16 protein-coding genes are annotated in these 21,675 nt (G+C 71.8%); 9 read left to right on the top strand and 7 right to left on the bottom strand.

Annotation, left to right across the window (positions count from 1 at the left end):
- Window positions 1-78: 78 nt before the first annotated feature.
- The gene (locus ACFXMF_RS09585) at window positions 79-825 is read right to left on the bottom strand and encodes a hypothetical protein (RefSeq protein WP_379992576.1); all 747 of its coding nucleotides are present in this window, start codon (window positions 823-825) and stop codon (window positions 79-81) included.
- Window positions 826-1,210: 385 nt separating this feature from the next.
- Between ACFXMF_RS09585 and ACFXMF_RS09580 the strand changes: the two genes are divergently transcribed.
- Window positions 1,211-1,573 carry a YbjQ family protein gene (locus ACFXMF_RS09580; RefSeq protein WP_360314491.1) on the top strand — a complete coding sequence of 121 codons (363 nt, stop codon included), beginning with the start codon at window positions 1,211-1,213 and terminating at the stop codon, window positions 1,571-1,573.
- Window positions 1,574-1,795: 222 nt separating this feature from the next.
- A complete protein-coding gene (locus ACFXMF_RS09575; protein ID WP_380018101.1) occupies window positions 1,796-3,991 on the top strand; it encodes a hypothetical protein in 2,196 nt (731 codons plus the stop codon).
- 36 nt (window positions 3,992-4,027) lie between these two features.
- On the opposite strand, the gene ACFXMF_RS09570 is transcribed toward ACFXMF_RS09575, so the two are convergent.
- Window positions 4,028-4,687: a hypothetical protein gene (locus ACFXMF_RS09570; RefSeq protein WP_379992687.1), complete on the bottom strand. Its 660-nt coding sequence runs from the start codon at window positions 4,685-4,687 to the stop codon at window positions 4,028-4,030.
- A 462-nt stretch (window positions 4,688-5,149) separates the two neighbouring features.
- Between ACFXMF_RS09570 and ACFXMF_RS09565 the strand changes: the two genes are divergently transcribed.
- On the top strand, window positions 5,150-6,898 hold the full coding sequence (locus ACFXMF_RS09565; RefSeq protein WP_379992686.1) for an MFS transporter: 1,749 nt from the start codon (window positions 5,150-5,152) through the stop codon (window positions 6,896-6,898).
- A 105-nt stretch (window positions 6,899-7,003) separates the two neighbouring features.
- On the opposite strand, the gene ACFXMF_RS09560 is transcribed toward ACFXMF_RS09565, so the two are convergent.
- A complete protein-coding gene (locus tag ACFXMF_RS09560) occupies window positions 7,004-7,207 on the bottom strand; it encodes a cold-shock protein (protein ID WP_020555278.1) in 204 nt (67 codons plus the stop codon).
- 770 nt (window positions 7,208-7,977) lie between these two features.
- Here ACFXMF_RS09560 and ACFXMF_RS09555 point away from each other — a divergent pair.
- Window positions 7,978-9,291: an MFS transporter gene (locus ACFXMF_RS09555; protein ID WP_379991418.1), complete on the top strand. Its 1,314-nt coding sequence runs from the start codon at window positions 7,978-7,980 to the stop codon at window positions 9,289-9,291.
- A gap of 205 nt (window positions 9,292-9,496) precedes the next feature.
- On the top strand, window positions 9,497-10,858 hold the full coding sequence (locus ACFXMF_RS09550) for a VWA domain-containing protein (RefSeq protein WP_360314481.1): 1,362 nt from the start codon (window positions 9,497-9,499) through the stop codon (window positions 10,856-10,858).
- A 48-nt stretch (window positions 10,859-10,906) separates the two neighbouring features.
- Here ACFXMF_RS09550 and ACFXMF_RS09545 read toward each other — a convergent pair whose 3' ends face one another.
- Window positions 10,907-12,175, bottom strand: a complete 1,269-nt coding sequence (locus tag ACFXMF_RS09545; RefSeq protein ID WP_379991417.1) for a DUF418 domain-containing protein — start codon at window positions 12,173-12,175, stop codon at window positions 10,907-10,909.
- Window positions 12,176-12,255: 80 nt separating this feature from the next.
- The gene (locus ACFXMF_RS09540; protein ID WP_380020594.1) at window positions 12,256-13,041 is read right to left on the bottom strand and encodes a TVP38/TMEM64 family protein; all 786 of its coding nucleotides are present in this window, start codon (window positions 13,039-13,041) and stop codon (window positions 12,256-12,258) included.
- Window positions 13,042-13,326: 285 nt separating this feature from the next.
- Here ACFXMF_RS09540 and ACFXMF_RS09535 point away from each other — a divergent pair, with 285 nt between their 5' ends.
- Together ACFXMF_RS09535 and ACFXMF_RS09530 are read left to right on the top strand one after the other, a co-directional pair.
- A complete protein-coding gene (locus tag ACFXMF_RS09535) occupies window positions 13,327-15,111 on the top strand; it encodes a glycoside hydrolase family 3 protein (RefSeq protein ID WP_379991415.1) in 1,785 nt (594 codons plus the stop codon).
- Between the two features lie 140 nt (window positions 15,112-15,251).
- Window positions 15,252-15,827, top strand: a complete 576-nt coding sequence (locus ACFXMF_RS09530; RefSeq protein ID WP_360314473.1) for a hypothetical protein — start codon at window positions 15,252-15,254, stop codon at window positions 15,825-15,827.
- 33 nt (window positions 15,828-15,860) lie between these two features.
- Here ACFXMF_RS09530 and ACFXMF_RS09525 read toward each other — a convergent pair whose 3' ends face one another.
- Complete coding sequence (locus tag ACFXMF_RS09525; protein ID WP_379991414.1) at window positions 15,861-16,451, bottom strand: DUF1707 and DUF4870 domain-containing protein; 591 nt, start codon at window positions 16,449-16,451, stop codon at window positions 15,861-15,863.
- A gap of 229 nt (window positions 16,452-16,680) precedes the next feature.
- Window positions 16,681-18,789, bottom strand: coding sequence for a glycogen debranching protein GlgX (gene glgX, locus ACFXMF_RS09520; RefSeq protein WP_360314470.1), 2,109 nt, complete (start codon window positions 18,787-18,789; stop codon window positions 16,681-16,683).
- Between the two features lie 88 nt (window positions 18,790-18,877).
- Here glgX and ACFXMF_RS09515 point away from each other — a divergent pair, with 88 nt between their 5' ends.
- Together ACFXMF_RS09515 and ACFXMF_RS09510 are read left to right on the top strand one after the other, a co-directional pair.
- The gene (locus ACFXMF_RS09515) at window positions 18,878-21,091 is read left to right on the top strand and encodes a beta-propeller domain-containing protein (protein ID WP_379991413.1); all 2,214 of its coding nucleotides are present in this window, start codon (window positions 18,878-18,880) and stop codon (window positions 21,089-21,091) included.
- A 75-nt stretch (window positions 21,092-21,166) separates the two neighbouring features.
- Window positions 21,167-21,625: a MaoC family dehydratase gene (locus ACFXMF_RS09510; protein WP_360314466.1), complete on the top strand. Its 459-nt coding sequence runs from the start codon at window positions 21,167-21,169 to the stop codon at window positions 21,623-21,625.
- Window positions 21,626-21,675 lie beyond the last annotated feature (50 nt).

Genomic DNA, 21,675 nt, shown 5'->3' with positions numbered 1-21,675 from the left:
GTTCGTCACGACAAGCTTCAGTTTCAGCTTGCGCTTTTCGCGCACCCCACGACCCTCCGGTCGGGGGATTCTCGAATGCTACCCGCCGTGGCCGGTGCCGAGCAGGTAGCCGAAGACGGCGTCACCGATCAGCCGGTCCGTCACTTCGGCGCCGTTGGCCTCCTCGCGGGCGAACTTCACCGCGCGCTGCAACTTCTCGACCCGCTCGACGAGTTCGTTCACCCGGCGGGCGGGCAGCGCGCCGGAGAACTTGACGGTGGTCCAGTAGCCGGCGGCGATGTCCTCGAAGTACATCTCCACCTGGGCCGGGTGGTGTTCGGTCGCCTCGGCCTTGACGTGGTTGCGCGGCACCTTCTTGGTCCGCACGGTACGCACCGGCTCGGTCCGCCAGGAGTCCGTGGAGGGATCCAGCGTCCAGGTCTCGGCGGCGTCCAGGACCGGCAGCTTGCGCACGAAGGTGTGCACGTCGACCAACTGCTTCTCCAGGAAGAGCAGGTACGACACCGGCACGTCGCGCAGCAACGGGGTCCCGTCGACGACCACGTCGGCACGGGCCTCGCAGTTGGCCCAGTCCTTGGTCGCGGTCACGTCGAAGAGACGGGTGAGCGTTCCGGTGACGGAACGCAGCATCTCCTCGCCCTTGACCTGGACCCGGGTCGACTCGGGCGGCAGTTGCTCGCCCTCCTCGTCCTTGGGCTGGTAGGTACGCGAGATCCCGGACAACAACGCGCCCTTCTGGACCCGCTGATGGGCGTCCGTCAACTCCTGGAAGGACTTGGTCTTGACGCCCTTCTCCACCGCGATGATCTGGTTCAATTTCGCCACGCCGCGACGCTAGCAGGGGAACGTACGTACGGGACAAAGGTTTTCGTCCGCGCCGAACGGCTCCGACCGGGCCCGAGCGGTGCGCCGGCGCGAGTGGGCGGTCGGCGCGAGCGGCGCGCCGGCGCACGTGGCAGTCGGCGGGAGTGGCAGTCGGCGCCACTGGCACCGGGCGCGAGCGGCGGCCCGGCGCGGCGGCGACCGGGCACCGCAGGCGGCCCGGCGCGGCGGCCGCCCACGCAGCCGCCCGTCCATCCAACCGGTGATATACGTGTGGAACGGCTTCGCCGCGGCCGTCCAGACCGGTCGTGCGGGCACGACCGCGACGGTTCTCCCTTCCTCGATGCCCGATTCCCCGGTTCCCCGTTCCCCAGCTTTCGGAGACGACATGAGCGACCTCGACGCCTACGGCGGCGCACCCGACCACCCCGACGTACTCGTGGTCACCACCAACGACGTGCCGGGGTATCGCGTGGAACGGGTGATCGGCGAGGTGTTCGGCCTCACCGTGCGCTCCCGCAACATCGGCAGCCAACTCGGCGCGGGCCTCAAGTCGATGGTCGGCGGCGAACTGCGCGGCCTCACCAAGACCCTGGTGCAGAGCCGTAACGAGGCCGCCGAACGCCTCGTGGAACAGGCGCGCGGCCGGGGCGGCAACGCGATTCTGGCGATGCGCTACGACGTCACCGAGGCGGGCAACGGAACGGAGATCTGCGCGTACGGCACGGCCGTGGTGCTGGTACCGGCGTAACCCGGCCGGGGCAAAGCCGCTCCTCCCGGCCCTCGGCTCCGCCCCGCCGCGCCCCCGCACACGCCCCCGGGCCCCGCGCCCCCCCCGCGCGCCCCGTTGTGAGCTCGTGTGCCGAGCGGTCCACCGGCCAACCGGTCCGATATGTCGACCATGGCCGGTCGATACCCCTAACCTTCAGATGCGGGGTGGTCCACCCGAATGGGCTCGGCCGGGGAGGCACACATGACCGAACGTGGTGGGCGGGTCATCCGAATCCCGTCGGAGCGCGGGCAGTTGCTGCTGGTGGAGGGTGGTAGATCCGGCGGGCGGGGACGACAGTCGGACAACGGGAGCAACCTGGTCGCGATGTCGGCCCTGACACCTCATCAGCTCTTTCCGGACGCCGCCGCCGACGTGGTGCAGTTGCCGGACGCGGTGCAGCCGCACGCGGTCCGGGCCTACCTTCAGGCCGCCGGCTCGGTGGACGGACCGGTGATCGTCTACCTGACCGGGCGCCTCCTGTTCGATCGCAGACGCCGCGAACTGCACCTGGGCCTGCGAGATTCGACGCCCGGCTCGGTGCGCTACGACGGGCTTCCGTGGTCCTGGGTGGTCGAGCTGCTGGGTCCTCGGCCGGCCGAGAACACCCTGGTGATCTGCGATCTGACGGCGGGGCGGGAGTCCTGGGAGGCGGCCCGCGAACGGGCGCACGAATTGTGCCGGGGCATCCCGCTGTGGGGCGTCCTGAACCCGCCGGACGTCAAGGGTCCGCCGCATCCGTTCACCCGGGCACTGGTGACCGCGCTCGCGCAGGGCTTTCCCGAGTTGCCCGACCCGGTACCGGCCGAGGAGATCCATCCGCTGCTCGCCGAGCGGGCCCGACTGGCCCCGGACACCATCGAATTCGCGCCGTCCGCCGGCTCGCTGGCGCTGGCCAACTGCTCCCCCGAGGCCCGCCCGCCGACCCTGCGCACGGCCGTTCGGCGGCTCAAGGCGGTCACCCCGCGCGGCAACGGCGCCACCGGGACCGGAATCTCGGCGCTGTCCGCGGTGCCCCCCAACGGCATGACCCCGGCGCAGCGCTCGGGGCTGCGCGGGTCCGGCGTGGTCGGCGGCGGGGCCGACCCCGAGCCCCCCGAGCGGCGCCCGACGCCCGACGCCCCACGTACCGAACCCGAGGCCCACCCGCCGGCCCGCCCCCGCGACGAAGCCGGCGTCGGCCGACGCGCCTTGGGCCTGGTCCGTTCCGTACTCACCTCCGGGCCGGACGACGAGCCCGAAGTGCCCGGTACCAGCCTGCGCGAGGCCCTCCGGGCCGGCGCCGCCCGGCCGGGCAGCCTGCCGACCCCGCCCGCCCGCAAGGACGGCACACCGTCGGCGACCGGTCGTGGCGGCGCCCCGGCCGGGCGAGGCAAGCCGCGCCCGGCCACCAAGTCCGTGCTGATCGACCGCGAACCGGAGTTCCCCGGGCCGACGGACCGCCGCGCCGACCCTGCCGCGCCCAAAGCGGCGACCCGCCCGACGAACCGCCTCGCCGCCCGCACCACGACCGGGTCCGAACCCGATCGCCGGCCGGCCGGCGCCGCGCCGCGCCCGCACCCCGAGCCGCCGCCCCCGCCGCTGCCGCCGCGGATAACCGTGCGGATCCAGACGAGCGACGCGAGTGCGCTGACCCCCACTCCCGCGCGTCGTCCGCCGACCACGAGTCCCACCCAACTGCCGCCGGCTCTCGCGCCGAACCGAGGGATCGGCCCGGGCCGGCCGATGTCGATGCCGGTGCGCGGCCGGGCCGTGCCGCCCGCCCCCGCCCGGCGGGCGTTGTCGCAGGGCGCGTCGGCGGCGGGCGCGTTGATCCGCCCGGCGGACGTACTGCCCACGTACTGGAACGAATTGGCCGCCATCCGGCACGCGGCGGACACCGGGCGCGGCATGGAGGCGTGGCAGAAGGCCGCCGAACTCGGCATGCACATGGAGAGGTTGGTCGGACCGGCCCACCCCGGAACGCTGGACGCCCAGGCCATGTTGGCGTTCGTGAGCGCCGGACTCGGCCGGGTCGCGGACGCGGTACTGATCTACTGCCAGGTCGCCGAGCGCGGCGCCGAGGCGGTCGGCCCGCACCACCCGAGTACGATCGCCGCCGCCGACAACGCGCTCAAGGTATGGCTGCGGGTCCCGGACGCCCAGGAGTCGGTACGGCTGGGACCCGCCGTCGTGGCGATGCGCGAACGGGTGCCGGGCCCGGCGAATCGGGGCCTGGAAACCGCCCGGGCGCACCTGACCCGGATGCGGTTCATCCTCGACCCGAGCACGGCGGAACCCCGCCCACGGCCCGAGCACCGACCCGAGGCCGGCTCCGATCCCGATCCCGATCCGGATCCCGCCCGCCGACCGACCCAGGTCCGCGGCGCCCCGGTCCGCCGCCGACACGCGAAGACCTGAGCCGGCACCCGGAGTTCACCCAGCCCCGCACCCGCCTCAGCACGATCCGTCGCGCCCACCACCCGAGTCCCCCGGGTCACCCGAGCCGCCCGATTCCCCGGACTCCCCCGGACCGCCCTCGCCCTCCCCCTCCGCCGCCGAGCCACCCGGCGGAGCAACCGGATGCGGCCCCACCGCCCCGACCCGAAACGGCCCGTCCGGACCCTCCCAGGCCGCCACGCCCTCCCCACGCACGATCACGTCGTGCCCACCCGCTCCCGCACGGCAACAGCCGCCCGCGCCCGGCCCACCGTCCCCCGTCCCGTCCCCGGCCGTCCCGATCCGCCGCGCGTCCGCGTACCACCGGTCGATCGACCGGGCGAAGTCCGGATCCCGTTCGGCCCGCAGCGACAGTGCGCCGGCCAGCGCGTAGGCCCGGGTGTAGGCCCGCAGCCCACCCGGCGTCTCGTGCCCGAGCAGGGTCAACTCCAACTCGCCCGTGGGTATCGGCGCCGGGCGACGCGGTACGGACGCCCCGGCCGCACGCGGCGACCCCGCCGCCGGCGGTATCGCGCCCGGCTCGCCCTCGGGCCGCTCCGCCTCGGGCGGCAGCGGGGTCCGCACCAGTTCCACGAGGCGCGTCCAGGCCAGACGGCCGGCGTCGCCGCCGGCTCCCGCGGCAAGCCCGCTCAGCAGGTCCACCGAGATCGATTCCACGCGATACCCCTTGCATCGGGCGATAACGGTGGGTCCACGGTAGAACGCGACGGCACCCACGCGGGCCCGAACCGGGTGCGCAAGTGTTTCCCAATCGATCTCCGGATTTCGGCAACAACGACCGTCGCCGGGATCCGACGGTCGCCTTTCCCGGAAATCGCCCGCCCGGACTCGCGGGCCGGCACGGACCGCGCCGGTCGGGTCTTTGCGGAACGGCCTTGACCGGCCCGCGCGTTCGACCGCCCGCATCCGCCCAGGTACAGCCCTTGCCCGCGATCGAAATCGAAACCCGTTCCATTTCTTGGCGTTCGCTCTGGTAGCGCGCTACCGGCCGGTACTAAGGTCACTCCACGCGTGGGCCCGGGGGGTCGTCCCTTCCCCCCGGTCCGACGTATTTCGCACGGCCGTGTTTCCCCAACACCCCCTGTACCTCGATAGACCCACGCTCGTCGAGGAGGCCGCATGTCTTCCACCACGTCCCCACCGGGCCCACCGGCCGCGAGCGATCCCGAGCCTTCGCCGGCGGCGCCTCCCGGCCCGTTGCCCGCATTGCTCCGCGGCCTGTGGCACCGCCGATTGGACCGCTACCCGACCAACGGCGCGCGGATCTTCTACCTGTCCATCGTGGTCATCGGCTCGGTGATCCTCTACTACGAGCTGTACATCCAGTACGCGGTCTCCACGCTGCTGATGCACGAGTACGGCATGACCTTCATGTACGCGACGATGATCTCGGTCGTCGGCAACGCGGTCGGCGCGTTCGCCTCGCTGCTGGCCGGCCTCGCCGACCGGTGGGGTCGAGCCAACCTGGTCGTGTACGGCCTGGCGCTGACCGGCGTGCTCGTGCTGTTCGCGTTGCCCAACGCGCAGAGCAAGGGCTGGTTCCTGTTCTTCATGGCGCTGGTCAACATCGTCGAGGGCATGGCCCTGGTCGCCACGCCCGCGCTGATCCGCGACTTCTCACCGCAGGTGGGTCGAGCGGGCGCGATGGGCTTCTGGACGCTGGGGCCGATCGTCGGCAGCCTGGTGGTCACCACGGTCAGCAGCAACACGCTGGACACCAGCAGTTGGCAGGACGAGTTCCGGTACGCGGGCATCGCCGGCCTGGTCGTGTTCGTGATCGCGCTGTTCGGGCTGCGCGAGTTGTCCCCGGCGCTGCGCGATCAACTCATGGTCTCGCTGCGGGACAAGGCGCTGATCGAGGCCAGGGCCCGCGGCCTGGACGTGGAGGCCGCGCAGAAGAGCCACTGGCGGCAGATGATGCGGCTGGACATCCTCGCGCCCGCGCTCGGGATCAGCCTGCACCTGATGTTCTACTACACGGTCGTCGGCAACCTGGTCGTCTACTACTCGACCGTCTACGGCTACTCCGAACAGCGCACCAACGCGCTCGCCAACTGGTACTGGGGCGCCAACGCGATCGCCCTCGTCGTGGTCGGCATCGCCTCCGACCTGACCCGGGTGCGCAAGCCGTTCATGATCGTGGGCGGCGTCGGCACGGTGGTGTTCACGTTCCTGTTCGCGCTGACCACCGACAAGCCGGACACGGACTACTACACGTTCGCGTGGCTCCTGGTCGGCATCGGCGTGTGCAGCGGACTGACCTACGCGCCGTGGATGGCCGGGTACACCGAGACCGTCGAGAAGCACAACCCCGCGGCCACCGCGACCGGGTTGGCGGTGTGGGGCTGGATCATTCGGATCGTGGTGTCGGTGTCGGCGGTGTTCACGCCGGTGATCGTCACGTCGGCGACGCCGCTGGTGAACCACGGCGAGGAGGTGGTCGCGGCGCAGGCGGACGCGGGTCCCGCGCTGGAGTTGGTGCAAAAGGATCCGGAGCTGTTCATCCGAATGTCCCGGTTCCCCGACCGCGCGTCGATCCCGGTCGAGTTGCAGATCAAGGCGTTGCAACTGGCCGGCGGTGACCTGGCCAAGCTGAATCTGGTCGAACAGAAGCAGAAGTCGCTGGGGGTCCTGATCGACCACGGCGAGGAGGTACAGAAGGCCAAGGATCGCGCGAGCGACGAGTGGATGCGCTGGTGGTGGCTGACCCTGGCGTGTCAGGCGCTGTTCATCCCGTGCGTGTTCGTGATGGCCGGCCGCTGGAGTCCGCGCAAGGCGCGGGAGGACGAGCAGGCACACGCGCGTCGGGTCGAGGAGGAGCTGGCGGCGCTCGGCGAGGGCTCACCGGGCCTGGCGAAGACGACCTGACCCGCCGTCCCGGACGTACCGCGGCAGGAACGCCGTCCGGAAAACGCCGAGGGCCGGCGCCGCACAAGTGCGGCACCGGCCCTCGGTCGTGCTGATCGGTGAAGATCAGAGGCGGTTGATGTTCTCCGCCTGGAGGCCCTTCTGGCCCTGCACGACGTCGAATTCGACGGCTTCGCCCTCGACGAGCTCACGGTAGCCGTTGCCCTGAATCGCGGAGAAGTGGGCGAAGACGTCGTCGCCGCCACCGTCCTGCGCGATGAAGCCGAAGCCCTTTTCCGAGTTGAACCACTTCACGGTTCCGGTAGCCATATTTTTCTCCCTACATGTGGGCCGATGAACGAATCCACACTTCGTGAATCCGGGCGTCGCCGCGTTTTTCGCCCTCATTTCGGAAGCTACCGAAATGCAAAATGCACCTGTAGTGAACAGCTCTACAGGCGCACTCAGAAGATGATGCGAACCACAACTGCAACAGGCTTCAGACTAACACAGGATGGGAGCGAGATCGAGTCCTGCTGCAAAACGGCCGTGTCCGACCGCTTCGGGCCGCCCTCTGCCCGCCCCATGGCCGGGTCCTGATCGGCACCGCGTCGAGATGCCCGATGCGGGTGACTCGCGCGCCATACCCACCTGTGACGGATTCCAAACCAATGAACCTGGACATCGCGCCGCCCAGGATGTCACTCTGAGCGCGCCGAGCCGGCCGCGTCCGCGCGTACGGGCTTGCCGTACCCCGGGCGAGTCGCGTCGGACGCCGACCTCACCGGGCCTCGCAGACCCTCCCTCGCCCCGCCTTCCTGCCAGGACGCCCGTGTAACACCCCCCTTCCGCCTCGGCCGCCCGCTGCGGCCCCCGCGACCGTGCCCTTCGCCGCCGGTCGCCCCACGCGCGGCTCGTACGTCCTTCCTCGGGCACGGCCGCGCACGCACCCAGAGCACCCCACCGCGCCGAAGCGCCCCGTTCGTCCCCACGACGGGCCCTCGGCCGGCCGCGCTCCCCTGCCTCGCCGCGCTCGCCGGCCCGCCTCGTGGCGGCGCCCGCGCCTGCCGCCGGCGGCCCGTTCGGAAACCGAGCTTCACGTGTTCGTCTTCACCCTGCCCGCGCGCGCCCGCGCGGCCCGGTCCGGCTCCGCCGTCGCGGCCATCTCGATCCTGGCCTCGGCCGGCTTCCTGATGGCCAACCTGCTGCCCGCCTTCCTCGACGCCGTCCGCACCGGCCTGGGCCTGTCCGGCACCGCCGCCGGCGCGATCGGCACCGCCGCCCTGCTCGGCTCCGCGCTCGCGGGTGCGGCCGTCACCCGCGCGGCGGGCGGCACGGGGCGCCTACGACAGGCCCGGATCGGGCTGCTCCTGATGGTCGGCGGCTTCGCCCTCGCGGCGATCACCGGCAATACGTGGCTCGCCGTCGCGGGCGCGATCGTCGGCGGCGCGGGCAGCGGGATGGCGCTGACCGTGGCCACGGCCGCGATGGCCGGCACCCGTGATCCGGGCCGGACGTCCGGCATCGCGATGTTGGTGGTGGCGCTGTCCGGGACCGGGCTGTACGCCCTGGTGCCGCTGCTCGGTGGTGGTCGACTCGCCACCGTGGGATTGATGGCGACGGTCGGTCTGGGCGCGTTGCCGATGGTGCGTCATCTGCCGGCGGCGGCTCCGGCCGATGCTTCGGCGGCGGTCGGGCCGGCGCCCCATCGGCGCGCCGGGTTGTTGTTGACCACCGCGTTCGGGGTGCGGTCGGTGGCGATGAACGCGCTGTGGGCGATCGCCTCCGGGGTGGGCACCGATCGGGTGGGGCTGTCCGCGAAGACGGTGAGCGTGTTGTGCGCCGGGTGCCTGTTGGCCGGGGTGCTCGGGGTCGTGGTGGCCACGTGGACGGGGCGGGGTCGGACCAAGACCGTCCCGCTGATCACGGCGGTGGCCGCGGGGGCGATGGCGGTGTTGGCAGTGACCTGCGCGCCGCGTGGCGGGCTGGTGCTGTACGCGGTGGGGCTGCTCGGCTGGAACGCCTCCTGCCAGGCGGTCACCACCTACGTCCTGGGCGTGGCCGGCACGCTGGACGAGCGCGGCCGGTGGAGCGGGCCGGCCATGTCGGCCAACACCTTCGGCGCCGCCTGCGGCCCGATCGTCGGCCTGACCGCCCTCGGCGCGTTCGGCGCACCCACCACCGGCGCCCTGATCGCCGTCACCGCCGCCCTGTGCATCGTCCCCCTCGCCCACGCCGCCCACACCGCGAGCACCCTCGCCGGCCGGGCGCCACGAACCGTCCCCGTCGTCATCTTGGCCCCAAGGCGGCCGAGCCCCATCACGACCATGCCGCTCACCCTCGCGGCGACCACCACCGACGCGCGGCCGGTCGCGGTGCCGGACGAGCGGGCACCGGCACTCACCGGCGCCTGACCGCGCGGCACGGTCGCGGACACGGGCACACCCGGCGGCGGGCACGGCACGCCCGGGCCCCATGCGCCCGCGCGCACCGGGGCCCGCCCCGACCGCGCCGAAGACACCGACGAGACCCGCTCGTTCGTGCGTGCGAAGCCTGGTCCCGGCGGCCGGGCCGGGCGCCCGCCCACCTTCGTTGCCCGAGAAGGGCAAGATGGGCGGCATGGCGAAGATAAGCAAGGGCGGGAACACTCCGGTACCGACTGCCGAGCTTCGGGCGGTCCTGACCTGGCGCGCGGCGGGTGCCCCCGACGTGGACGCCTCGGCGCTGCTGCTGAACGCCGCCGGGAAGGTGCGCACAGAGGCGGATTTCGTCTTCTACAACCAGCCCTCGGACGCCGCCGGCGCGGTCCGGCACGACGGTAAGCGGCCCGCCGCCGACGGCTTCGTCACCGACACGATCCGGGTGAACCTGGCCGCGATGCCGGCGGACGTCGAGCGGGTGGTGATCGGCGCGTCCGCCGACGGCGGCACGTTCGGGCAGGTGCCGGGGCTGGCCCTGCACGTGGTGTCCGCGCAGGGCGGTCCGATCGCCGAATTCGACATCGACGAGGCGTCCACCGAGACGGCGTTCCTGTTCGGCGAGTTCTATCTGCGCGGCGGGGCCTGGAAGTTCCGCGCGGTCGGCCAGGGGTACGCGTCCGGGCTGACCGGCCTGGCCACCGACTTCGGCATCGAGGTCGCCGCCGACGACGCGCCGAGCGCGGCAAGCACGCCGAGCGCCCCGAGCGCGCCGGCGCCCGCCAGGCCGAGCACGCCGCCGCCCGCGGCACCCGCGGTCAGCCTGAAGAAGCAGAATCTGGTCGACATGGAGAAGCGGCTCGCCCGGGAGGGGCACCCGCAGTTGCTCAACCTGACCAAGCAGGCCGCCGTGAGCCTGGAGAAGCGCGGCCTCGGCGAGCACACCGCGCGGGTCGCCCTGTGCCTGGACATCTCGTACTCGATGCAGTCGCTGTTCAAGCGCGGCAAGGTGCAGGCGCTCGCGGAGCGGGTGCTCTCGCTCGGCCTGCGCTTCGACGACAACGCGGCCGTGGACGTGTTCCTGTTCGGCTCCCGCGGCCACGCGATCGGCCAACTCGGGCTGGGCGAGTACCAGGGCTGGGCCGAGCGGATCCGCAAGAACCCGGGGCTGGAGGGCTCGACCGACTACGCCGGCGCCATGCGGCTGGTCCGCGAGCACTACTTCGGCGGCAGCGGGCCGCGGCACCAGCCGCTCGCCAACGACCTGCCCGTCTACGTCATGTTCATCACCGACGGCCAGACCACCTCCCGCGATGCGACGCGCGAGCAGATGACCTACTCCAGCTTCGAGCCGATCTTCTGGCAGTTCATGGGGCTCGGCCGGCCGGGCGGCTTCTCGTTCCTGGAGGAGTTGGACGACCTGACCGGCCGTTACCTCGACAACGCCGACTTCTTCTCGGTGCAGGATCCGGCGAACGTCCCGGACGGACAGCTCTACGAGATGATGACGAACGAGTACCCCGGCTGGCTCGCCCGCGCGAGGGCCCAGGGGTTGCTGGGCTGACCGGGGCCGCGGCCCGATACCCCGGGCATCGCCGATCCGAGCCGGGTACTACCGATCCGACTCGTGCACCATCGAGCCCGCCGAGGTCGGCCCACCCCCCTGCGGCCGGGTCGACTCGGCCGGCCGGGTCGACCCGCGCACCCAGCGGGCGGGGAACGCGGAGAGCACGTGCAGGGCCGCCTCCATCGGGCCCTTGCGCAACACGTGCCGCCAGATCCAGCACAACAGCAGCGCGGTGACGGCGAAGCCGAGCAGCCGCTTCCAGCTCTGCGCGGCGTCGAGCGGGAACCAGCGCTCGATCACGATCAGGTGGGCGGTGTACACGGTGAGCGCCATCGCCCCGACGCAGATCAGCGGGTCGAGCACGATCCGGCCGATCCAGGCGCGGCAGGCCAGCAGGGTCAGGCCGAGCAGGGCCAGGGCCACGCCGATCGCGCCGACGATCTCGAACGGCGTGCCGGTGTGGCCCTCGGCGACGGTCAACCACGCGGGATCGGACACCGGGACCGAGCCGACCCGGCTGTGGATCAGGTCGAACACGCCGGACGGCTCCGCGTCGCGGGCGAGTCGGTCGCCGGTGAACACCTCGACCACGAGCCAGGACCCGCCGTACCCGAGCACGGCCAGCCCGGTACCGATCCCGACGAACGCGCGCTGGACCCGCAGGTCGGCAAGTCGCAGCCGGCCGACCGCCATCCCGGCGAAGACGAACGGCAGCCAGGTGATCGCCGGGTAGCTGCCGGTCAGGAACAGCGTCTCGAACAGGTGACCCGGGCCCTGCCAGTCGTCGAAGCCGGGTGCCGCGTAGCGAACGTCGCCGGTGCCGCCGCTCCTGCGCAGCAGGTACGAGGCGATCGGCCCGAGCAGGGCCCAGCCCGCCGCGAGCAGCACCAGCGCGCGGGTGTCCAGCCACAGCGCGGGCCAGGCGAGCAGGAAGTAGAGGCCGTAGAAGGCGAGGATGACCAGCACGCCGGTGTCCAGATCGGCCAGCCACATGCCGAGCGGGATCAACAACACGGCCCTGATCAGCACCCGGACCACGACGGCCGAGGTGCGCCGACTGCGACCACGCAGCGGTGCCCGGCCGGACATCAGCACCAGCGAGACGCCGGCCAGGAACGCGAACAGCGCGGAGGCACGGCCGGAGACGCCCTGAACCAGGGTGTCCACGCCGCCGTCGTAGGGGTCGGGGCCGACGTGTGAGGCGAACATGCCCAGGATGGCGAGGGCGCGGGCGACGTCCACGCCGACGATCCGTGCCCGCGTGCTTGCCGGCTGCTCCACCGGCTCCCCGTGCTCCCCCACTTCGGCCCGCATGCGTCCAGATTAGGCGGGTCCTCGAACTCCCGTCGGACCCGCCGGGTGCCGGCGGCCTTGACCTGCGGGCGGCCGGTGGTCTATTCGCCCGTGTCCCGGGCCCGCGGGGCGTCCGACACCTGCAGGGCGACGGGCGAGCGCGGTGCGGCGGACGACTTCGGGGCGGGCGCGGCCTGTGGCGCGACCGACGGCCGGGGCGTCTCCGACCCCTGTGCGGGCACCGGCGCCGCCGACTCGCCCGGCGCCGAATCCGCCGGCTCGCCGCGCCGGCGCACCGCGACCATGCCCAGTGCGAGCGCGACGCAGCCGACGAACACGCTGACCACGACCGGCGTGGACAGGCCGCTGCGTACCGAGGCTCCCGCCGCGCACTGGACCATCGTCATCGGCAACATGCCCAGCGCGGTGCCGAGCAGGAAGTGGCCGGTGCGGATCCTGGTCGCCGCCGCGCCGTAGCTGACCACCGAGGAGGGGATCACCGGGATCATCCGCAGGATCGTGATCGGCACCAGGCCGTCTCGGGAGAGTCGGCGATCGAGCACGGCCAGCGCCTCACGCTTGTGCAGCCAGCCGCCGATCCGCTCCCGGCCCAGCCGGCGGCCCAGGTAGAGGCTGATCAGCGCGCCCAGGGTGGCTCCGACCAGGGTCACCACCGTGCCGCCGATCGCGCCGAACAGTGCACCCGCGATCGGCGCGAACAACGACTTGGGGACGAGCGCGGCCACGCTCAGCGCGCAGACCACGGTGAAGATCGCCACCGAGACCGGGAGCGGCCAGTGCGTCCACGCGCCGTGGTCGAGGAAATCCCGCAGCGAGTCGAGCAAGCCCCGCACGGTGTCCAACCTGCGTCCGCCCCTCGTACCCATGTGTGTATGCGCCCGATGCGCCGATGGGCCGGACCCCATAGGTGGGTGATCCGCTTCGCATCGTCGGCCACGCCGTCACGGCGACACGCCCGCGACCACGCCGTGCCCCCGGCGCGCATTCGGCCCATTGTACGGAGCGTTCGCGCTCCCCCGTGCGGGCCGGCCGGCGGCGGAACGACCACGAGGTGAACAAACGACTTCGAAGTCGCACGCCGATCGCGCCGGCGCCGAAGGGTCGCCTCGTGTTAGAAAACCTACTGACCACTAGGTTTTTACGGAGGATCCATGACCGAGATCACCGCGCGCAGCCGGTTCCGCGCCGCGACCTGCCCCTACGAGGACGCATCGTTGTCGATCGAGGAACGGGTCGCGGACCTGCTCGGCCGGATGACGGTCGAGGAGAAGGCCGGTCTGATGTTCCAGACCATCGCGGTCATGGGCCCCGAGGGCACGCTGCCGGACGACAAGGATTTGTTGCCGTTCGACTTCACCGTGCGGGAGATGATCGCCGAGAAGGGGATGAACCACTTCAACCTGGTCGGCGGCGGTCGGCCCGAGCACATCGCGCAGTGGCACAACCGGATCCAGGAGCTGGCGCTGGAGACCCGGCTGGGCATCCCGATCACGCTCTCCACCGACCCCCGGCACCACTTCACCGACAACCCCGGCACCGCCGCGTACGCCGAGGGCTTCTCGCAATATCCCGAGACGCTCGGCCTGGCCGCGATCGGCGACGAGGAGTCGGTCCGCGAGTTCGCCGACCTGATGCGCCGTGAATACCTCGCGGTCGGCATCCGGCTCGCGCTGCACCCGCAGATCGACCTCGCCACCGAACCGCGCTGGTCGCGGATCAGCGGCACCTTCGGCGAGGACGCCGAGCTGACCGGCAAGCTGGTGGCCGCCTACATCCGCGGCGCGCAGGGCGAGACGCTGAACACCGAGTCGGTGGCCTGCATGACCAAGCACTTCCCCGGTGGCGGCCCGCAGCTCGACGGCGAGGACCCGCACTTCGCGTACGGACGCGAGCAGGTCTATCCCGGCGACAACTTCGACTACCACCTGGAGCCGTTCAAGAAGGCGCTCGCGGCCGGGACCTCGCAGATGATGCCCTACTACGGCATGCCGATCGACACCGAGCACGAGGCCGTCGCGTTCGGCTTCAACAAGGGCGTCATCACCGGCCTGTTGCGCGAACGGTTGGGCTTCGACGGCATCGTGTGCACCGACTGGGGCCTGATCTCCGACGCGAACATCATGGGCCGGCCCATGCCCGCGCGGGCCTGGGGGGTCGAGGACCTGTCCGTGCCGGATCGGGTGTCGCGGGTGATCGAGGCGGGCTGCGACCAGTTCGGCGGCGAGCACATCCCCGAGCAGGTCGTCGCGCTGGTGCGGGCGGGTCGGCTCACCGAGGAGCGGTTGGACCTGTCGGTCCGGCGTCTGCTCCGGGAGAAGTTCGTCCTGGGTCTGTTCGACCACCCGTTCGTGGACCCGGCCGCCGCCGTCGAGCTGGTCGGCACGGACGCCGGCATCGCAGCCGGGCTGCGCGCGCAGAGCAGGTCGGTCACGGTGCTCAAGAACGAGTCGGTGCTGCCGCTGGGCGAGGGCACGCGCGTCCACGTCCGGGGCATCGACCCCGAGGTGGCCGCCCGATACGGCACGGTGGTGGCCACTCCCGAGGAGGCGGACGTCGCGATCGTGCGGATCAAGACCCCGTTCGAGCCTCGTGAGGGCGCCTTCGAGCAGTTCTTCCACGCGGGTTCGCTGGAGTTCCCCGAGGCCGAGCTGACCCCGATCCTGGACCTGTGCGCGACGGTGCCCACCGTGGTGGACATCTACCTGGAACGCCCGGCGGTGATCCCGGAGATCGCCGCCGGGTCGGCCGCGCTCGTGGCGAACTACGGCTGCGCCGACGCGCCGTTGCTGGACGCGCTGTTCGGTCGGGTGCGGCCCGAGGGCAGGTTGCCGTTCGAGCTGCCGCGCTCGATGGCCGACGTGCGCGCCCAGCGCTCGGACGTGCCGCAGGACGGCACCGACCCGGTGTTCGGGTTCGGGCACGGCCTGACCTACTGAGCACTCGTCGCGCGCACCGCGGCCATTACCCCCAACGGGTATCGGCCCCGGTGCGCCGGCGGCGCGGTGCGCACCCATGGTGGGCACGCCCGACACGCACCGGTTCACCATTGCCGCCCGCGCCTGCTTAGGGTGCTGCCATGGGTAGCGAGCAGCGGGAGGACGTGGCTCTCTCCTTGCACGCGACGGCTCGGGCATTGCGGGTGTATCGGCTGCGCGCCGCCGTGACCACGGTGATCGGTCTGGCCTGCACGGGGACCTGGTTCGCGATTTTGTCCACGGCCGAGGACGGCGGCGACGCCGCCTGGGGCGGCTGGGGCACGGTCCCGCTCGTGGTCGGCCTGGTGGCCCTGGTGATCGGGATCGGCGCGCTGGTCCTGGGCCGCCGGATGCGCCGCACGCTGGCCCGCCATCCGTGGGTGACCTGCTCGTGCCGCTTCCGCGATCCGGCCGACGGCGACGGGGCGTGGGGACCGCCGCTGGTGATCGGCCACCGCGCGGGCGACGGCACGCAGTACGCACTGACCGTGGTGTCCATGTCGCACCGCTGGTGGCACCTGCACAAGTGCGACGGCGGCGACGTCTGGTTCGCGGGTGACCCGGCGCACGGCGGAGTGGTCTCCCCGCCCGGCGGCGAACTCCTGCTCTGGACCCGCCCGAGCCGACTCAGCCGCAGCAGTCGCCCCACCCGTCGCGCCAACCCGGCCGGGGCGTAAGAGCCTTCGCCGAGCCCCCCGCCGGGGACCGACTCATTTGATCGGACGCAGGCTGATCGGGTAGCGCATCACGTCGCCGCCGGCCGCCCGGGCCCCGCCGAGGATGGCGCAGACCGCGATCGACGAGAACATCAGGCCGATCAGCAGGCCGCCGAAGTCGCCGAGCAGGCCCAGGATCGGCGCCAGCACGAACGAGAGCAGGCAGGTGAGCTGGAAGTTCAGCGCCGCCTTGGCGTTGTCCCGGACGAACTCCGAGTCGGCGCCCGCCGTCTTGCGGATCACGTACGGACCGATCACGGGCGCACAGAAACCGCTCCAGTGCGCCGCCGCGCCCCAGCCCCGCTCCCGCCCCGGACGCAGCCGCTCGTACTTCGCGACGGGCCGATCCAACCACCACGGCGGCGGCATCGGCGGTCCGGGCATCACGCGGTGCATCGGCATCGGCGGCGGCCCCGTCATCGGCATCAGCAGATCGTCGAGCAGCGCCTCCAGGTCCGCCCGGGTGCGCCCGGCCAGCGCCGCGGCCACCCGCTCCTCGAACTCGTCGGCGTTCAACCTGCCTTCGCCGTAGGCAAACTTCAAGTGTTCGATCGTACGTTCGCGATCCGCGTCGCCGACCCGCATATGCGCGGGCATACCGTACCAATGGGGTGGATGAGGACCGGAGTTCGGGTGCATGCGCGGCTCCTCTCGCTGTGCACACGGCTTCGTACAGCATGCGCCGTCGAGGCACCGTGGTCCATCAGGGATAACCCTTGGCCCAACCCCTAGACAACCGCCGCAGGGATGAGTGTGCCCCGCCCCGGAACAACGGCACTCGTGGTCGACGGCCGCTCCGACACCGGGCGGAGCCTCAGAACAGCCGGCGCAGCAGCCGCAACGAGTGCGCCTCCAGGAGTACGGAAGTGCCCGCCTTGGCCGCGGGTCGGTCCCGATCGAGCAGCACCATCGCGCTGTCCAGCACCGTTGCCCACGCCGCGCCGTACTCGGCGGGCGGCAGGGTGAAGTCCAGGTCCCCCTCGTGCGCGTTGATCAGCAGGAAGAACGAATCGTCCCGGATCGGTTCGCCGCGCGGGCCGGGTTCGCCGATCGCGTCGCCGTCGAAGAAGACCGAGATCGCCTTGTTGAATCCGGCCTGCCAGTCCGCCTCGGTCATCGGCCGCCCGCCGGGCCCGAACCACACGATGTCGGCCGGCCTGACCTCGTCCACCGACGCCCCGCGCGGGAAGCGCCGGCGGCGAAACACCGGATGCTCGCGGCGCAGCCGGATCAACAGTTGCACCCATTCCAGGAACACCCAGTGCTCCCGGCCGCGTTCCCAGTCGACCCAGGAGACCTCGTTGTCCTGGCAGTACGCGTTGTTGTTGCCGCGCTGGGTGCGGGCGATCTCGTCCCCGTACAGCAACATCGGCACCCCCTGGGACAACAGCAGCGTCGCGACCAGATTGCGCTTGGTCTTCTCGCGCAGCGCGAGGATCTCGATGTCGGTGCTCTCGCCCTCCACGCCGCAGTTCCAGGACCGGTTGTGCTCCTCCCCGTCCCGGCCGTCCTCACCGTTGGCCTCGTTGTGCTTGTGCTCGTAGGAGACCAGGTCGTGCAGCGTGAAGCCGTCGTGCGCGGTGACGAAGTTGACCGACGCGGTCGGCCGCCGGCCGTCGTGGCGATACATGTCGCCGGATCCGGTGAGCCGGGCGGCGAAGTCCGGAAGCACGCCCGGCACACCGCGCCACAGGTCGCGCACGGTGTCCCGGTACCGGCCGTTCCACTCCGTCCACAGCGGCGGGAAGTTGCCCACCTGGTAGCCCTGGTCGCCGACGTCCCACGGCTCGGCGATCAGCTTGACCCGGCTGACCACCGGGTCCTGCTGGACCAGGTCGAAGAACGCGGAGAGCTTGTCCACCTCGTAGAACTGCCGGGCCAGCGCCGCCGCGAGGTCGAAGCGGAAGCCGTCGACGTGCATCTCGGTGACCCAGTAGCGCAGCGAGTCCATGATCATCTGGAGCACGTGCGGGTGCGACATGCGCAGCGAGTTGCCGGTGCCGGTGGTGTCCCAGTAGTGGCGCGGATCCTGTTCGGAGAGCCGGTAGTAGGCGCCGTTGTCGATTCCGCGCAGGGAAAGCGTCGGACCCAGGTGGTTGCCCTCCGCGGTGTGGTTGTAGACCACGTCCAGGATCACCTCGATACCGGCCTGGTGCAGGCACTTCACCAGGTAGCGGAACTCCTGCACCTGCTGCCCCAGCGAGCCGGTCGAGGAGTAGGCGGCGTGCGGCGCGAAGAAGCCGATCGTGTTGTAGCCCCAGTGGTTGGCCAACCCCCGGGCGACCAGGTGGCCGTCGTCGACGAACTGGTGCACCGGCATCAGCTCGACCGCGGTGACCCCCAGCGAGCGGAAGTGATCGATCATCGCCGGGTGGGCCAGGCCCGCGTAGGTGCCGCGGATCTCCGCCGGGATGTCCGGATGGCGCATCGTCGACCCGCGCACGTGCGCCTCGTAGATCACCGTGTCGTGGTACTCGTGCCCGGGCCGGTGGTCGTCGCCCCAGTCGAAGTACGGGTTGACCACCACCGAAGTCGTGGTGTGCGGCGCCGAGTCGCTCTCGTCCATCCGCTCCGGGTCGCCGAAGGTGTACCCGAACACCGGTTGGCCCCAGCGGATATCGCCGTCGAAGGCTTTGCCGTACGGGTCCAGGAGCAGCTTGTTCGCATTGCAGCGCAGGCCCCGGCCGGGGTCCCACGGGCCGTGCACGCGGTAGCCGTAGCGCCGCCCGGGTTGCAGTCCGGGCAGGTAGCCGTGCCAGATGCCGCCGTCCACCTCGCGTAGCGGCACCCGTTCCTCGGCGCGGTCGTCGTCGATCAGGCACAGGTCGACGGCGTCGGCGACGTCGCTGTACAGGGCGAAGTTGACGCCCGTTCCGTCGTAGGAGGCACCCAGCGGAAACGGGTGTCCGGGCCACGGTTTCATCGAGGTTCCCCCTTCACGACCGCGATCGGCCGAGGGCAAACCTGCCCCGTTCCGGGTCCGGGAACCGTGCCGGAGTGTGCTGCGTCGGATGGCCATGCGAATCCACGACCGTTCCACGCGCGGGGCCGCGGCCCTGCCGATATTCGTGCTGACGGCGGGACTCGTCGTCAGCGGTTGCACCTCCTCCGGCGGCGACTCGAAGCCGGATCCGGTCCGCACGGCCGCCGCGTCCGACGAGACGATGCGGCTCACCGCGTTCGACTCGTGCGGCGCACTGGTCGACGACTTCCGGGCGGCGGCGCTGCGCACCCTGGCCGACCGGAAGTCCCCCGACACCACGAAGTCCGACGGGATTCCGCCCGGGGCGATGGCGGACGCCGGCGAGGCACCGGCCGCCGCGCCCAGGGCGGCGGCCCCTCCGGGGCTGGCCGAGGACAAGGCGGCGCCCACCGCGCCGGAGCACTCGACCACCAACACCCAGGAGCGGGGCGTCGACGAGCCCGACCTGGTCAAGACCGACGGGCGTCGGGTGCTGACCGTGGCCGACGGCCGGCTGAGCGTGGTGGACGCCGCGACCCACCGGGTCTCCGGCACGCTGGAGGTGCCGGGCGCGCGGGCGAGCGATCTGCTGCTGTTCGGCGATCGGGCCCTGCTGATCCTGGGCGGCTCCTCGAACCTGCCCAAGAGCAAGGGGGGTTCGGGCAAGATGGCGCCGATCCCGGTCGATCCGGGCGGTTCCTCACGTCTGCTCCCGGACAGCCGGGCCCGCTTCGTGCTGGTGGATCTGACCGCCGCGCCCCGGGTGATCGGCGACCTGTCGGTGGACGGCAGCTACACGGACGGGCGGCAGATCGGCAGTACCGCGCGGATCGTGGTGCGCTCGCGGCCTCGCCTGTCCCTGTCCTCGGCCACGTCACCGGGCAAGGCCAAGGACCTGGTCCAGCGCTCGACCGCCGCGGACTGGCTGCCGCAGTTCACCCTGGCCGCGAACGGCCGGACCGATTCCGGCAATCTGGTCGGCTGCGACCGGGTCAGCCGGCCGCAGGCCAAGCCCGGCGAACCCGGGCACACCGGCGCCGCGACGCTGAGCGTGTTGTCCTTCGACCTGAGCCGCGACCTGGACAAGGGCGATCCGGTGACGGTCGCCGCCGACGTGGACAACGTGTACGCCTCGGAGTCCAACCTCTACCTGGCGACCACCGTCATGCGGCGCACCGTGTCCAAGGACGCGAAGGTGATCGGCGGCGGACCACCGAACACGACGACCACGATCAACCAGCTCGACATCTCCGGCAAGGGCACGCCGAAGCTGGTCGGCACCGGCGCGGTCTCGGGGGCGATGGTCAACGAGTACGCGATGTCCGAGCACGCGGGCAACCTGCGCGTGGCCACCACGCTCCAGCCCGGCGACCCGACGATTCCCGGGACCGTGCCCGGCGGCCTCCCCCGCAACGAGACGACCCGCGGCAGCGCCCCGGGCAGCGCCGCGTCGGGACAGGCCGTCCCGGACACCGCGCCGCGCGGCGCGATCGCCCCGAGCGATCCCACCGAGGCCACCCCCGGCCCGCCGCGGGACGTGTCGCCGCCGATCGCACCGCGCACCGGCACCGAGTCGGTGGTCACCGTGCTGGCCCGCAGCGGCGACCGGCTGACCCCGATCGGCCGGGTGGGCGGCCTGGGCCGGACCGAACGCATCATGGCCGTGCGCTTCGTCGGCCCGCTCGCCTACGTGGTGACCTTCCGGCAGACCGACCCGCTGTACACGCTCGACCTGGGCGACCCGCGCAACCCCAGGACGGTCGGCGAGCTCAAGATCAACGGCTACTCGGCCTACCTGCACCCGATCGCCGACGGCCGGCTGATCGGCGTCGGCCAGGACGCCACCGACGGCGGCCGGCGTCTGGGCACCCAGGTGTCGTTGTTCGACGTGAGCACCCTGGCCGATCCGACCCGGATCGCGCAGTACGCGCTGCCGGGCGCGAACTCGCAGGCCGAGCAGAACGCGCACGCGTTCCTGTACTGGGCCAAGGACGGCACCGTGGTGGTGCCGGTGAACGACTCCTACCGCGCGGCGCAGCCGCAGATCGCCCCGGGTGAGAAGTACCCGAGCGCCGGCGCGTACGCACTGGTGTTGCGGATCCGGGGCTCTTCGATCGTCGAGGTGGGTCGGGTCACCCACCCGGGCGCGAACATCCAGCGCTCGCTGGTGATCGGGACCGACCTGTGGACCGTCTCGGCGGCGGGCATCTCGGTGGACCGGCTCGCCGACGTGCGTCAGGTGGCCTGGATCCCGACCGCCTGATCGTCTCGGGCGGGCCGGTCTGGTATACCCGGGAGAGCTGATCTGACAGACCATCAGAAACGATCGGGAGCGCACATGGCGGCCACCGTCTTCACCGACCTCCAGCAGATCAAGGACTCGGTGGGCAAGCACCTCGGCCACAGCGAGTGGCTGGAGATCACCCAGGAGCGGATCAACCTGTTCGCCGACGCGACCGGCGACCACCAGTGGATCCACGTGGACGTGGAGAAGGCGAAGGAGGGCCCGTTCGGCGCGCCGATCGCCCACGGTTACCTGACCATGGCGCTGTCCAACCTGTTCCTGCCGCAGATCGTCGAGGTGCGCAACATCTCGATGGGGGTGAACTACGGCGTGGACAAGGTGCGCTTCCCGGCGCCGGTCCCGGTCGGCTCCCGGGTGCGCGGCGGCGCGGAGATCGTGGCGGTCGCCGACATCGCCGGCGGCATCCAGGTGACCACCCGGATCACCGTCGAGATCGCCGACTCGGCCAAGCCGGCCTGTGTGATCGACGCGATCAGCCGCTACCTGGTCTGAGCGCGGACGACCGGCCGTCCACCGCCCACGACGCCGGGCGGGCCGTACTC

The sequence above is a fragment of the Embleya sp. NPDC059213 genome, assembly GCF_042754445.1.
Classification (GTDB): domain Bacteria; phylum Actinomycetota; class Actinomycetes; order Streptomycetales; family Streptomycetaceae; genus Embleya.
This window is presented reverse-complemented; position numbering and strand designations above follow the sequence as displayed.